Origin of the sequence: Alistipes sp. CAG:268 (assembly GCA_000434235.1) — a bacterium.
GTDB classification, from domain to species: domain Bacteria; phylum Bacteroidota; class Bacteroidia; order Bacteroidales; family Rikenellaceae; genus Alistipes; species Alistipes avistercoris.
Genome location: FR892005.1, coordinates 105,629 through 120,161, shown reverse-complemented (window position 1 = coordinate 120,161; position 14,533 = coordinate 105,629). Strand labels below are relative to the sequence as shown.

Annotated in this window: 11 protein-coding genes; 8 read left to right on the top strand and 3 right to left on the bottom strand. The window is 58.1% G+C overall.

What is annotated here, in order from left to right; genetic code table 11:
* Nucleotides 1–2 precede the first annotated feature (2 nt).
* Together QZL63_RS07240 and QZL63_RS07235 are read right to left on the bottom strand one after the other, a co-directional pair.
* On the bottom strand, nt 3–1,631 hold the full coding sequence (locus QZL63_RS07240) for a RagB/SusD family nutrient uptake outer membrane protein (protein ID WP_022308656.1): 1,629 nt from the start codon (nt 1,629–1,631) through the stop codon (nt 3–5).
* A gap of 27 nt (nt 1,632–1,658) precedes the next feature.
* Nucleotides 1,659–4,673: a SusC/RagA family TonB-linked outer membrane protein gene (locus QZL63_RS07235; protein WP_290586374.1), complete on the bottom strand. Its 3,015-nt coding sequence runs from the start codon at nt 4,671–4,673 to the stop codon at nt 1,659–1,661.
* Nucleotides 4,674–4,923: 250 nt separating this feature from the next.
* Between QZL63_RS07235 and QZL63_RS07230 the strand changes: the two genes are divergently transcribed.
* Both QZL63_RS07230 and QZL63_RS07225 read left to right on the top strand, forming a co-directional pair.
* The gene (locus tag QZL63_RS07230; RefSeq protein WP_022308654.1) at nt 4,924–5,766 is read left to right on the top strand and encodes an AraC family transcriptional regulator; all 843 of its coding nucleotides are present in this window, start codon (nt 4,924–4,926) and stop codon (nt 5,764–5,766) included.
* A gap of 95 nt (nt 5,767–5,861) precedes the next feature.
* Nucleotides 5,862–6,902, top strand: a complete 1,041-nt coding sequence (locus tag QZL63_RS07225; protein WP_022308653.1) for a nucleoid-associated protein — start codon at nt 5,862–5,864, stop codon at nt 6,900–6,902.
* A gap of 165 nt (nt 6,903–7,067) precedes the next feature.
* Here the strand turns inward: QZL63_RS07225 and QZL63_RS07220 are convergent, their stop codons facing one another.
* Complete coding sequence (locus tag QZL63_RS07220; protein WP_022308652.1) at nt 7,068–8,201, bottom strand: TlpA family protein disulfide reductase; 1,134 nt, start codon at nt 8,199–8,201, stop codon at nt 7,068–7,070.
* A gap of 599 nt (nt 8,202–8,800) precedes the next feature.
* Between QZL63_RS07220 and QZL63_RS07215 the strand changes: the two genes are divergently transcribed.
* The 6 genes from QZL63_RS07215 to mobV all read left to right on the top strand — a co-directional run.
* Nucleotides 8,801–10,114 carry a site-specific integrase gene (locus tag QZL63_RS07215; RefSeq protein ID WP_022308650.1) on the top strand — a complete coding sequence of 438 codons (1,314 nt, stop codon included), beginning with the start codon at nt 8,801–8,803 and terminating at the stop codon, nt 10,112–10,114.
* Between the two features lie 78 nt (nt 10,115–10,192).
* Entirely contained in the window at nt 10,193–11,518 is a 1,326-nt protein-coding gene (locus QZL63_RS07210; protein ID WP_022308649.1) for an ATP-binding protein, read from the top strand.
* A 135-nt stretch (nt 11,519–11,653) separates the two neighbouring features.
* Complete coding sequence (locus tag QZL63_RS07205; protein ID WP_022308648.1) at nt 11,654–12,058, top strand: hypothetical protein; 405 nt, start codon at nt 11,654–11,656, stop codon at nt 12,056–12,058.
* Nucleotides 12,059–12,303: 245 nt separating this feature from the next.
* Nucleotides 12,304–12,594, top strand: a complete 291-nt coding sequence (locus QZL63_RS07200) for a helix-turn-helix domain-containing protein (RefSeq protein ID WP_010262055.1) — start codon at nt 12,304–12,306, stop codon at nt 12,592–12,594.
* Nucleotides 12,595–12,596: 2 nt separating this feature from the next.
* Nucleotides 12,597–13,481, top strand: coding sequence for a toprim domain-containing protein (locus QZL63_RS07195; protein WP_022308647.1), 885 nt, complete (start codon nt 12,597–12,599; stop codon nt 13,479–13,481).
* 245 nt (nt 13,482–13,726) lie between these two features.
* The coding region (mobV, locus tag QZL63_RS07190; protein ID WP_290586371.1) for a MobV family relaxase at nt 13,727–14,533 on the top strand (807 nt) is incomplete at its 3' end.

Here is a 14,533-nt window from a genome sequence, read left to right as displayed (position 1 = left end):
AATCAATATCCGGGGTTGTTCTCGATCTTCACGTCGGTGTTGGCGTCGATCTCGTTCTGCGGAATCGCCCAGAGGTTGTTGTGCTCGGAGATGGTCTTTCCGGCTTTGAAGTCGTTGTACTTCACCACCCGTTCGTAGAGCTTGCCCAGACGGCACAGCGTCAGCATGCGGAACTCCTCGGTCAGCAGCTCGCGGGTCCGCTCGTCGAGAATGTAGTCGATCGACACCTCGGCCTCGGTGCACATCGTCTCGGCATGCGCCCGCTTGCGAAGCTCGTTGATGTCGGCCGCAGCCAGATCCTTCCGCCCCATGCCCAGATAGGCCTCGGCACGCAGCAGGTAGGTCTCGGCCAGGCGCATGACGGCCACATCACGGAAACTCTGAGCCTGCGTATAGTCGCTCTCGTGCGGATAGTCGGTCACCTTCATGATGTAGGGATAGAAGGCCATGATCGTATCGGCCTCGTTGAAGAGGTTCTCGCGCGTGATGAGCTGCTTGTAATAGGACGAAGCCGGATTGTTGTAGTAGAAGTTGCGCTTGATGTTGTACTCCGAGTTGCGCATGTCCTTCTCGTCGCCCTTCCATACGGCCGTCGAGGCATAGTAGGTCGGACGGACGTAGGAGGCACCGCGGCCCAGGCTGTCGCAGGCCAGTGTACCGGCCGCACCCGTCGGGTCGAGCAGCGTCCAGTAGCGCGGTCCCCAGGCCCGCTCGCCCGGATAACCGGCATTCCACGTCGGGATGTTGCCGTTCTGTCCGCCCGGCACACCGAACTCGTACTGCAAGGCCCAGATCGTCTCTTTGTTGCCGTCCTCGCGGTTCACGTTCCCGGTGCGGAAAAGGTCCCAGAACACATCGCCGGGACGGTCCATGCGGGTGCCGAACCGCTCGGTCATCAGCTCGTACTGCGGATCGTCGATCACGCGGGTAGCGGCATTCACGGCATCCTGCCAGCGACCGAGGCAGATGTAGATCTCGCTCAGCAGGTGGTCGGCCACTCCGGCCGTGATCCCGCCGCGGCCGTCGGCTTCGCGGGTGAGGTTGTTCGAGGCATATTCCAGATCCTCACGGCAGAAGTCATAGATCTCCTCACGGGTTGCACGCTGGAAATCCTTGCGCGGTGCGGTCACCTCGTGGTCAATCTTCGGCACGCCTCCGTAGAGGTTGGCCAGGCAGCGGTAGGCATAGGCCCGGAAGAACTTGGCCTGCCCGATGACGCTGAGCTGCTCGTCGGGCGTCAGCTGCGACCACTTGGCCGTAGCACGGTCGATGACCGTATTGGCGCGTGCAACCAGCCGGTAATAGCGAACCCAGTAGTGGTAGAACCAGTAGTAGGAGGAGGTGATCATCGAATAGTCGGCGAACGGGCCGGCATTCAGGTCGGTCGGATCGACCGCCTGGTCCGTTCCGGTGAAGAGCGCCCAGATGACCGTTCCGTCGGTCTCCCAATAGATCTCGTCGCGGACCGTACGGTGCAGGTCAGCGATGGCCTGATTGAACTGAGCCAGGGTCACATAGGCGTTTTCGGGGCTGTACGAGCTCTTCGGTTTCTCGTCCAGAAGGTCCGTGCTGCAGGACACGAGGCCTGCAGATGCGACGACGGCCAGAAGCAGATGATATATCGTTTTCATGGTATTGGTTTTGATTGGTCGTTGTGGTTAGAAAGTGATGTCGATGCCGAGGATGTAGCTGCGCATGGAGGGCGTTCCGTTGAATACGGACTGTCCGGCTTCGGGATCGTAGCCCACCCAGTCGGTCACCGTGAAGAGGTTCTTGCCGCTGACGTAGGCACGCAGTCCGCTCATGCCGATCTTGTTCAGGATCCGCTTGGGGAAGTCGTATGCGATGGAGAGGTCCTGCAGACGCACGAAGCTCCGATCCTGCAGGAAATAGTGTCCGTAGGTGGGCGAATAGTCGATCGTCGGGTATTTGTTCGAGGGACGCTCGGGCGTCCAGTAGGGCATGTCCACCATGTTCATGCGCCCCGGGAAATAGGCATTCGGATTCAGCGCATAGGGGTTCTCAGCCATGTAATACCCGTTGCCGCCCTGGACGGAGTTGATCACGAACGAGAGCGAGAGGTTCTTCCACGTCAGGTTGCTCGATATGCTGAATCGGTAGTTGGGATCTGCATAGGCATACACGTGGCGGTCGCCGTCGGGCGTGATGCCTTCCTTCCCGTCGAGATCCTTGATCCGGAAGTAACCCGGCTTGAAGCCCTCGGGGATGTCGTCGCCCTCCTGCCAGATTCCGTCGGTCTCATAGCCGTAGAAACTGTGGATGGGATAGCCCACGAACCAGCTGTTGGTGATGTCCTCGGTCTTGCCGCCGTAGAGTTTGGTAATCTCGTTGCGGTAGCGCGAGAAGTTGAAGGTCGTAGTCCAGTTCCAGTTTTCGTTCTGCACATTGACGGTCGTCAGCGTCACCTCCACGCCGTGGTTCTTCAGCTCGCCGACATTGGCCCACACACTGCCGAAACCGGTCATGTAGGGCAGCGACTGCTGCATGATCAGGTCCTTCGATTTCGACTTGAAGAAATCGACGCTACCCGAAATGCGGCTCTTCAGGAAGGCGAAGTCGAGACCGATATTGGCGGTCTTGGTACTCTCCCAGCAGAGCGAAGCGTTCTCCATCGAGCTGGTATACTGCGTGATAATGGGATCCGGACCGTCCACATAGCGGCTGGTGTTGATCGTGGCCAGCGAGGCGTAGCGCGAAACGGCCTGGTTGCCGTTCAGACCGTACGAGAGGCGGAGTTTCAACAGGTCGATCCACTTCACGTCGCTCAGGAAGGCCTCACGCGAAGCGACCCAACCCAAAGCGGCCGAGGGGAAGGTTCCGAACTTGTTGTCGGCGCCGAAGCGCGAATAGCCGTCGCGACGGATGGTGAAGGTCACCAGGTAGCGGTTGTCATAGCCATAATGCAGACGGGCCATCTGCGAGATGCCGTTGTCGTCGTAGGCCGACGAGCTGACCGTCTGCACCGCACCCTTGTCGAGGGCGTTCCAGCCCAGCGACGAGTTGGCGAATTCGGAGGCGGCGGCCGTTACCGAACTTCCTTCGTTGTGCTCGTAGCTGTAGAGCAGCGTGACGTTCACGTAGTGCTTGCCGAAATTCCGGTCGAACGACACGATATTGTCCACAATGTAGTCGGAGGCATCACCCTTGGCAATGCTGCCCTTGCCGCCCGACGGCGCTCCGGTCCAGGTATCGGTTCCCCAGAACTTGCGGACGTCGCTCCAGCGGTAGTTGTGCGAATAGTTGAACTTGTACTTCAACCCCTTGAGGAAGGGGAAGCTCACCTCGCCGTAGAAGATGCCGAACAGACTCTTGTGCAGATCCAGATCCTGTGCCTGCTCGTACTCGCCGAGCGGGTTTATACCCAGCTGGTCGGTCATCGGGAAGCGGATCAGTTCGCCGTTCTCGTCGCGCAGCTTCACGTAAGGACTCATGTAGTTGGCGGCGATCAGGTCGGCCGTGGCACCCGAGTAGTCGCTCTCCGAATAGTTAGCTTTCATGCCGACCTTCAACCACGAGGTGATGTTCGTCTCGAGATTCAGGCGGGCGCTGAAACGGTCGTAGTCGTCACCCATGACGATACCGTCCTGGTTGTTGTAGTTCACCGAAGCAAAGTAGTTGGTCGTCCGGGTGCGTCCCGACATCGAGACGCTGTAGTTCTGCACGAAGCCCGGATCGGTTACAGCATCGTAGGAGTCCATCGTGTGGCCCTTGCTGTAATTCTCGCGCTCGGCCTCGTTCAGGTAGGAGAGGATCTTGTCGCGGTCGTAGTCGAGCCCCTGGGCACGCCGGTAGTCGAGGATCTTCTGAATGTACTGCGGACCGTCCATCATGTCGGGCTTGTTGGTGCTCGTATTGACGCCCCAGTAGCTGTTCACCCGGATCGTCGGTTTCTCGGTCGAGCCCATGCGCGTGGTGATCATGATCACACCATTGGCTGCACGGGAGCCGTATACGGCGGCCGAGCTGGCATCCTTCAGCACATCGACCGACTGGATGTCGGACGGCGCAAAGTCGGAAACCGAACCGTTGTAGATCGCGCCATCGACGACCACCAGCGGGTTGTTGCTGGCACTGATCGAGGTCGTGCTGCGGACGGTCATCTCGGGCTCGGTACCGGCGCCCGTAGTCATGCCGATGTTCAGACCCGGAATCGCACCCTGCAGCGACTGCAGCACGTTGGTGTTGGCGAAGGTGGCCTTTTCGTCCATATTGACCTTCGCGATCGATCCCGTGACATCCTTCTTGCGCATCGTACCGTAGCCGACGACCACCACGTCGTCCAGCTGGACGTTGTCGCTGGCAAAGGTGATGTTGATGACCGTCTTGGTGCCGACGGCCACCTCCTGCGACTCATATCCTATATAGGAGAACTGCAGGACGGGCTCCGGACCCTTGACCGTAAGCTGGTAGTCGCCGTTGATGTCGGTCGTCGTACCGTTGGTCGTGTTCAACTCGAGCACCGTGACCCCGACGACGGGCCGGTTGTCCGAATCGACGACTTTGCCCCGAACGACTTTCGCCGGAGCCGCACTGGCCTCGGAGGTCATTCCGAGTACAGCCACACACAAAAAACAGAACACAAAACCGATCCACTTGCCCAGAAGGCTCCGAACCGGATTCGATGTCGGTTGGTAGTTGAGATTGTTCATCATGGTTTGGGTTTAAGGTTCAACATGTCGGTTTACTGAAACAGGGTTCTCACTCCATGGACAAATATAGACCTATTAAGGATTGCGATCTGACGACTTTTTTGTCGTCTCTTGTATATTTATTGCGTTATTCCGACATTTTCGTTTTTTCCGCGCACCCCTCCGCAGGAAAGCTCCCGATTTTTTCCGTATATTTGTTTTGGAGAATAGGAGCCGCGCTTCTCGCTTTTTAATCGTTTAAAAAATAATTTTCATGTACAGTCAGGGATCTTTGTTCCGGTTGTCCGACTTCCTGCGAGGCGACGAAAAGTACCATATCGCCCGGGTGAATCTCACGTCGCGGCACGACATTTCATTACACTATCACGATTATGCCGAGATCGCATGGATCGAAAAAGGGAGCGGAAAACACTTTGTGAACGGGCAGCAGATCGCCCTTTCGGCCGGCGATCTGATCATGATCCGACCGACGGACTCGCACGCCTACTACCCGTCGCCCGAAGGAATCACGCTGATGAATGTCGCCTTTTCGCTCGAATCGCTCGAACTCTACCGTAACCGCTACTTCCCCAAGGGCGGCATGTTTTTCTGGACCGACTCGGCGCTGCCCGTCCAGCTGAACCTGCCGATGAACACCATCCGCCGCATTTCGGCCCGCGGCGAGGAGTGCATGAAACACGAACGCTCGTACATGCAGCTCGACGGGTTCCTGCTCTTCATTTTCCGTCTGCTGACCGACTACGAGACGAAGATGAGTGCCGAAGGCATGCCCCAGTGGTTGAAAAACGCCATCAACGAATTCAACAAGCCCGGCTATTTCAAGGGGGGGGGTTCGGAGTTCGCCGCCCTGTGCAACAAGAATATCGACTATGTAAACCGCGTGGTGCGCAAACATACCTCGATGACACTCTCCGAACTGATCAACGACCAGAAGATGGAGTATGCCCGCACCCAGCTCATCATGACCGACATGCCGATCAAGGAGATCAGCCGCAACTGCGGCTTCTCGAGCCTCGCCCACTTCTACAAGATCTTCAAGAAGCGCTACGCCTACACCCCGAAGGAGTACCGACGGTTCACACAGATGATCATCTGACCCTCCACCCGCGGCTCCGGAGGGAGGGAAAGTCCCGGGCGGCTTGACCGAACGGGGAAAAATCGCCATCTTTGCACTCCCAAAAATTTCCGGACATGCTCTACTTCGAAGATACCCGCATCGAGGCCCTGGACATCCACGTGGTCGGCAACAAGGCCAAGGACGAACCCCTCATGGCATCGCCGGCCCTCTCGGCACAGGTAACCGACGAGGCACTGATGCAGACCCTCACGAGCTACTTTCTCGACGGATTCAAATCCGAGGAGTGTTACAACCTCTACCACGAGACCGACCTGGCCTGCAACGAGGTGTGGAACTTCGTCGGCAGGATCTTCGACGACCCCGCCTCGCTCCACGAACACTCGGTCAGTCTGGCCCGGCACCTCTACGAATGCGGCACGCTGCCCCAGATCAAGGGCGGCGAGTTCTACGTGGTCTACTTCTCCGCCTGCCGCCTCGGCGGGGAGACGGTCGATGCCGTGGGGCTCTTCAAATCCGAGACGCGCGACACCTTCCTCGACGCCCGGGCCGGGGAGGAGGGCGTGCACCTCGCCACGTGCCAGGGCATCGACATCAAACGGCTCGACAAGGGTGCGGTCGTCTTCAACCTCGAGCGCGACGCCGGCTTCGTCGTGCGGATCGTGGACAACACCAACCGTACCGAGGCCCGCTACTGGGCCGACGACTTCCTGCGCGTTCGCCCGCGCCGGGACAGCTACCACAACACGCACAACGCCCTGGCCATGTGCAGGAAGTACGTCACCCGGCAGCTCGCCCGGGAGTTCGACGTCTCGAAGGCCGACCAGGCCGAACTGCTCAACGACACGATGTCCTACTTCCAGGCGCAGGACAACTTCTCGCTCGAGGATTTCTCGCAGAAGGTCATCCGGCAACCCGAGGTCGTCGAGAGTTTCACCCGCTTCAAGCAGGAGTACGAACAGGAGCGCGACATCCGCATCGAGGAGGAGTTCGACATCTCGGACGCGGCCGTGAAGCGCCAGACGCGCTCCTACAAGAGCGTCATCAAACTCGACCGGAACTTCCACATCTACGTCCACGGCAACCGCAACCTGATCGAGCAGGGCGAGGATGAAAAGGGCAAATTCTACAAGGTCTACTACGAAAACGAGGAGTAGCAGCCGGCTGCCCGGCCGGCCGACTGCTTTGGGGAGAGAGAGGTCTCCGCATCAGTATAGACAATTACCGGGAGCATGCATTGACCCTGCACCCGGTATGCCGGCAGTTCTTCTTTACAGATCCGCATGCATCGACGGACCTTCCATGTCGTCCGATCATATTTTTTACTGCAACAGTTTGTCAAGCATCCGGTAAAATTCTGCGGTCTCGCCTTTGAAGCTCTTGATCACCGTTCCCTCCGGGGATACAATGATCTTGAAAGGATAGGCCGTCACACCGTATCGGACCTCGGTTGTCCCATCGGGTGAAATCACATGCAGCCACGGAACCCGGTTCTTGACTACTGCATCCTTCCACCGCTCTTCCTTATCATAACATGCCACGCCGACAATTTCCAATTTGTCTTTGTATCTGTTATAATACTCTTTCATTGCAGGAAATCCCTTGATGCACCAGGAACACCAGGACCCCCAGAAATCGACGACAATATACTTGCCTTGTCCGAAAAGTGCGCTCAATCTGAAGGCCTTACCGTTCATATCGTTCAATGTAAAGTCCGGAGCAGACTTTCCCTCCTCCAACTCCAGGGTCGCTGCAGCTGCCGCCTTCTCCTCTTTGGCAAGCCGCGAAAACATCCCCTCTATTCCATCGATATAGCTTTTAAAACGCCCATACCGTACTTCGGGAGAGAGACTTCGGATGGCAGGCAATATGTCGGGCCAGTTCTGGTCCAGCAAAATCGGGACAGAAACCTCATCGTCCAAATGCCCCATTATATATTGATGGGCAACTCGCCACTGCCTTTTGTTTATGTCCCTGTAGGCGGCCGCCCTGATGCTGTCGAGCCTCCCGCGGTCAAGACCGTCGGCCACACCCTTGTCATACCGGGCCCGTGCGGCGTCGAATTCCCGGTAGAAAGGCAACAGCAACTGCCGGACACGATCCTGCCTCTGATAAAACGCCGTACCACCGATATTCCAATCGTTCATCGAGGCCGAGGGCCCCTCGATCTCCACACGCTCGTCAGGGACGAAAAAAAGATGCGCCTTTCTGCCACTGGACCGAATGGTCAATTCCGCCAGACAAGCATATCCAATATCACAACTGTAAGTGAAGCATCCGCCCGCATCAACCGGGACATCAACATCCACAACCCGCTTTTCGGGTTCACGCTGGACATACCCGATCGACAACGTATCATTGGCCACATCGATAAAACAACCCCTGATCGTAAAACTCTGAGCCGACAGATCCAGAAACACTGCCGTCAGCAAAACAACAGAAACTACCGTTTTCATTTTATTCTTTCTTTTATGCGACACATACATCCACCGTCTGCCAAAGGCACATGCATGGCTGGTAAATTGACGATCCCGGGAGCGAAACATTACCGGCTCCCATTTACAATTTACAAAGACAAAATTATAAAACCCCTACAATCAAATTATTGATGTAAATCAATTTGTCATAAATGATTCAACTCACAACAGACAGGGCCCGACATTCCCCAAAAACGAACGACAACATGAGGGTTGCCACACAACAGGGGAGCAATAACAACACGCGGACCCACGCAGAACAAACCTGTGACACGGCAAACGGAATGGCGGACTCGATCCAAAACACGCCAAAGAGCTATGCACATCAGGAAACTTGCCATAAGACAAAACGAAAACCGCGTTGCAGACATCTGCAACGCGGTTTCTGTGAGGTCTGAAGCGGACGCCATAAATTTGAATCAAATTTTACTGATTCTAATTTTATTTTATCTATATATCAACATATTAAATCCGTTTTTCATCAATTGCGAGGTCTGGAAGTTTTCGAAAATTCGGCCGATGCCGTACAAATGCCGTACAAATTTCCTATCTTTGTCCCGAAGATAAAACCCAACCGTATGGCTACTTTCTCCTACCGCATCCGCACAACCCGCAAAGGAATTCTGACCAAGGTCCTCATCCGATTCAACGTCGATCGGCACACCTCGTTCTATGCCGATACCCAGTATCTGGTGCTCTCCGACGCCTGGGACGATAAAAAGCAGACGGTCAAGAGCCGCTTCACCTTTACCGACGATTTCACCGAGCAACAGGGACGCGAGCTGACCAAGAATCTCTCCGAACTGCGCAGCCACATCCTCGGAGAGATTACCAAGGACCCCGAGCACGCGATGACGAAGACGCGGTTGGAGAAGATCATCTACAGCTTCCACCACCCGCGCAGCCTCACCACCGGGCGCCGCGTCCGCAGCCGCGAATCGCTTGGCGACTACATTGCCCGCTTCACGCGCGAGATGGAGGAGGGCACCCGGCTGAACATCCACAAACTCCGCTACGGCCCCTCGACCATCAAGAACTACAAGGGGTTCGTCGTGCAGTTCGACGAGTACTGCAAAGCCAAACGCAAGCAGTTCGACTTTGCCGACATCGACCTGAAGTTCTACGACGACTTCGTCGCCTGGTTCACCGCCAAGAACTACTCCGTCAATACGATCGGCCGCCACGTCAAGGAGCTGAAGATCATCATGCGTGCGGCCCGCGAGGAGGGTCTGCACGACAACGGGGCGATCGAGAGCCGCAAGTTCCGCGTGCTGACGGCCGACGTGGAGAACATCTACCTCACGGAGTCGGAGATCCGGGCCATCGCCGCGCTCGACCTCTCGAAAAATCGGCACAAGGATGTTGCCCGCGACATCTTTCTGGTGGGGTGCTACACGGCGCAGCGCTTCAGCGACTACTCGACCATCAACGAAGGCAACATCCGCACGCTGGAGAACGGACAGCAGGTCATCGACCTCAAGCAGCAGAAGACCGGCAACCACGTCGTCATTCCGGTCCGGCCCGAGCTGCAGGCCATTCTGGAGAAGTACGACAACCGGCTGCCGAGGACCTACGAACAGAAGGTGAACCACCTCATCAAGGAGATTGCGCGCGAGGCGGGCATCACGGAGAAGGTCGAGGTCTCCTACATCGAGAATGGCGAAAAGAAGAGCCGGCTGGTCGAGAAGTGCGAGCTGGTGAAGACCCACACGGCACGCCGCAGCGGCGCAACGAACATGTACCTGGCGGGGATCCCGACCATCGCCATCATGAAGATCACGGGCCACAAGACCGAACGGGAGTTCATGAAATACATCAAGATCACCGAGGAGCAGACCGCCCTGGAGCTGATGAGCCATCCCTATTTCAGCGGGAAGCAGGCAAGTGAATGAAAATTTGGAGATTCGCCATTTGTTTTTTAACTTTGTTACGGCGGTAAAATTTCCGGCCATAACAAAACAACACGCGTCATGAAATTCTACAACCGCGAGACGGAAACAGCCAAGCTGCGCGAAATCCGTACCTTGTCATACGAAGACCATTCGCGACTGACCGTTCTGACGGGCCGCCGCCGGATCGGTAAAACGTCGCTGATTCTCCGAGCCATGGAGGACGAACCGCTGGTCTACCTCTTCGTCGGGCGCAAGAACGAGGCATCGCTCTGCGCGAGCTACTGCAAGGAGATTGCGGCGAAACTGGGGCTCTTCGTCCCGCCCATGACGAGCTTTCAAGATGTCTTCACCTTCCTGATGCAGCAGGGAGAGAGCCGCCGATTCACGCTGGTTGTGGATGAATTCCAGGAGTTCTTCAACATCAACCCGTCGGTCTACAGCGACGTGCAGAACGTCTGGGATCAATACCGACTAAAGACCCATATGAACTTCATCGTCAGCGGCTCGATCTATTCGCTGATGGTCAAGATCTTCCAGAACTACCACGAACCGCTGTTCGGACGGGCGGATGTCATCATGAAACTCACGCCGTTTGCGCTGCCGGTGCTGAAGCAGATCCTCGCGGAGCACGCCCCCGGCTACACGAACGACGACCTGCTGGCTCTCTATACCGTTACGGGCGGCATCCCAAAGTATGTGGAGCTGCTGGTGGATGCAAAGGCCCTGTCGGTCAAAAAGATCATCCATGCGGTATGCGACCCCGATTCGCCCTTCAAGGACGAGGGCAAAACGCTGTTGATCGACGAGTTCGGCAAACAGTACGGCACCTACTTCTCGATTCTCGACGCCATCTCGAACGGCATCAACACCCAGTCGGAGATTGCTGCGGCGCTGGGCGAGAAAAGTATCGGCGGGCAGTTGAAAAAGCTGGAAGAGACCTATGGAATCACGAAAAAGATGCGTCCCATCCTCTCGAAAGAGGGAACGCAGACCGTGCGCTACGAGATTGCCGACCTCTTCCTCCGCTTCTGGTTCCGCTACTTCGAAGGCAACCGGACGCTGGTTGAGATGAACCAATTCGAGGTGCTGGAGAAGATAATTGCGGCCGACTACACGACCTACTCGGGCCGAACGCTTGAAACCTACTTCAAGCAGCAGTTCATCGAAAGCCACGAATACCGTGACCTGGGCTCCTACTGGGAGGCCAAGCGGGGCAAGGAGCAATACGAGATTGACATCGTCGCCCTGCGGCTGGAGAAGAACAAGGCCGTGGCCGTCGAGGTCAAGCGCCAGCGCAAGGAGTTCAAGCCCGAAGCCTTTGCCGAGAAGGTGCAGCACCTCAAGGAGAAGGTGCTGCCGAAATATGAGATCGAGCAGCGCTGCCTGACGCTGGAAGATATGTAATTACGGAATATTTAAGTGCTTTTCAAAAGCTACAGAAACCGCTTTATGTTCATAAACAACACATTAAAAGCACTTAAATTCGACCGAGGAAGAAAAAATCAAACGCTTTTCAAGCACTAACCGACCATCAGAACCATGCCGCGCCGTCGAAAAATAACGATCCGTGCCTCCGAGCTGGAGTGCTTCGAGACGCTCGTCCGGGAGTTGCACCAGCGGCCGGAGTTTACCGGGTTCGATCCGTCGAGCCTGCACATCTGGGCTTACGAACGGTATGAGCCGAAGCTGAAGGATGCCGACGCAATCCTGCGCCGCTTCGACTACTGGCTGGGCGTGCACAAGGGCGAGCGCTATCTGATGGCAAACGGCAGCCGGCTCTTCAACAAAAAGGAGCTGGCCGAGGCGCTGGGCGTCGCACGTCCGACGCTCGACCGGTGGATCACGAACGGATGGCTGGAGCCGTGCCGCGTTCAGATCTCGGCCGGCGGCGACACCCTCTTTGCGGCCAATGCCGTTCGGGAGGTATTGAAACGGTTCCGATAGGCTCAAAAACCACATCACCAACGAGGACGGTACCCGCCGCCCTCGTTTTTTTGTCCCGAGCAGAATCCGATTACACGGCAGTGCCAACCCAGGCAAACGAATGCCAAAGTCCGGAAACGGGCGGCAGAGTGTCTTCGGTGTGGCACCGGTTGGCATCGGTTGGCGCTGATTTGTAACGCCATTCGCCGTTTTCGGGAGGGGTTCGGGAAGCCTTTCTTTGCGTCATCAACCAAATTCGAATCGTTATGACCAAGGAAATCTTTCTGAGCGGTATGACCGCCGATCAGCTCTCGGAGATGATTCGCGAATCGCTGCGCGACGAGTTGCGGCAGCTCCACCCCGAACCCTCCGCCGAGACACCAAACTATCTGACCCGCCGCGAGACGGCCCGCCGCCTGCGCATCTCGCTCGTGACGCTCAACGACTGGGTGAACCGCGGCCGGATCCGCGCCCACAAGATCGGCGGGCGCGTGCTCTTCCGCGACAGCGACGTCGAGGCGGCACTGCACCGGATTGTCCCCATCAAAAGCCGATAGCCATGAAGACGTCCTCTGATTGCACCGGCATCCGGGAGTATCTCCTCCGCCGGGGGCTGCACCCCCACCGCGAAACCGCCACCCACGGCATGTTCCTCTCGCCGCTGCGCGAGGAGCGCACCCCCAGTTTCAGCGTCCGCTACGACAAGGGGCTCTGGTACGACTTCGGACTGGGCGAAGGGGGCACGCTCCTCCAGCTGGTCATGCGCCTCGAAGGGTGCGGCATGGCAGAAGCCATCCGACGCCTGCGCAAAGGGGCCGCAGACGAAGTTCCCTTCCTGCCCCTCCCGACCGCCTCGCCGCGCGAAGACTCTCCGCTGCGGATTCTCGGCGTCGGGGAGATTCGCCACCCGGCGCTGATCGGTTATCTGCGCGAGCGCGGCATCGACCCCGCCGTGGCCGGAGCGCTGTGCCGCGAGGTTCACTACGCCGTTGGCGAGCGGCGCTTCTTCGCCATCGGCTTCCGCAACGATGCCGGAGGCTGGGAGCTGCGCAGCCCGCAATTCAAGGGGAGCAGCGCCCCGAAATCCATCACGACCTTCGACCGACACGGCGACACGGCGCTGCTCTTCGAGGGTTTCTTCGATCTGCTCTCCTACCTGACACTGCAACACAAGCCGGAGCCAATCGTCGACACCGCCGTGCTCAACTCCGTGGTGAACCTTCCCCGCGCCCTTCCGTTTCTCGCACGCCACACGACGATCCACGCCTTCCTCGACAACGACGAGGCGGGACGCCTCACTCTCGAACGACTGCGCAGCGCCCTGCCCGATGCGACCGTCATCGACCGGGCGGAGAGCTACCGAGCCCACAAGGATCTGAACGAATCGCTCCGATTGTCCGCGAAGGTTTCCCGCACGCCACGTCGTCGCGGCCGCAAGTTGTAACGTCACCCGGAATGACGCCGGAACCGTCGCCCACCCATCGGCCGCTTCGCGCCCGCGGCTTTTCCCCCGAGGAAAAAGCCATAGCCTATTAGGGCTTTTTCCGACGCATCGGCCCGCCGACGCTGAAAAAGCCCCAATAGGCCAAAGGGTCAAGCCCCTCTGGACACCCCCTGTCGTGCTGCGCACGCCGACCGCCGAGGCGGTCCCCTCTTCAACCACACAACCCTCCGAAAAACGACCGTACCATGGGATATGCCGTCCTGCATCTTGACAAAGCCCCGGGCAACGAGGCGGCCATGACCGCCCACATCGCCCGCACGAAAATACCCACCAACGCCTCACCCGAACGCACCTGCCTTAACGAGGAGCTCATCGAGTTCCCCGAGGAGGTGGCCGACCGCACGGAGGCGATCAACTACCGGCTCGAACACGCCGGCCTCACGCGCAAGATCGGAACGAACCAGGTGCGGGTGATCCGCGTCATGCTGACCGGTTCGCACGACGCGATGAAGCGCATCGAGGAGGAGGGGCGGCTTCCGGAGTGGTGCGCCGACAACCTCGCCTGGCTGCGCGAAACCTTCGGGGCGGAGAATGTCGTCTCGGCCGTCGTGCATCGCGACGAATCGACCCCGCATATCCACGCCGCCGTGGTGCCCATCGTCACGGGCGAGCGCCGCAAGGCCCGCACCGCCGCGCCAGAATCCCCGAGCAAGCGGCGCTACCGCCCGAAATCCGCGGTACGTCCCCGTCTCTGCGCCGACGATGTCATGTCGCGCGTCCGCCTCAAGCAGTATCAGGACAGCTATGCCGCGGCGATGTCCAAATACGGACTGGAGCGCGGTATCAACGGCTCGGAGGCGCGCCACGTCACCACGCAGGAGTTCTACCGGCAGGCCATTGCCCAGCAACAGGATCTGCAGGAGAACATCGACGCACTGCTCCGCCTCGAAGAGCAGAAGCGGAAGGCTGTCGAGCAGCTCAAACAACAGGAGCGGCAGGTGCGCACCGAATATAAACAGACCGCCACGCTCCCGGCGCAGACGGGGGCAGCG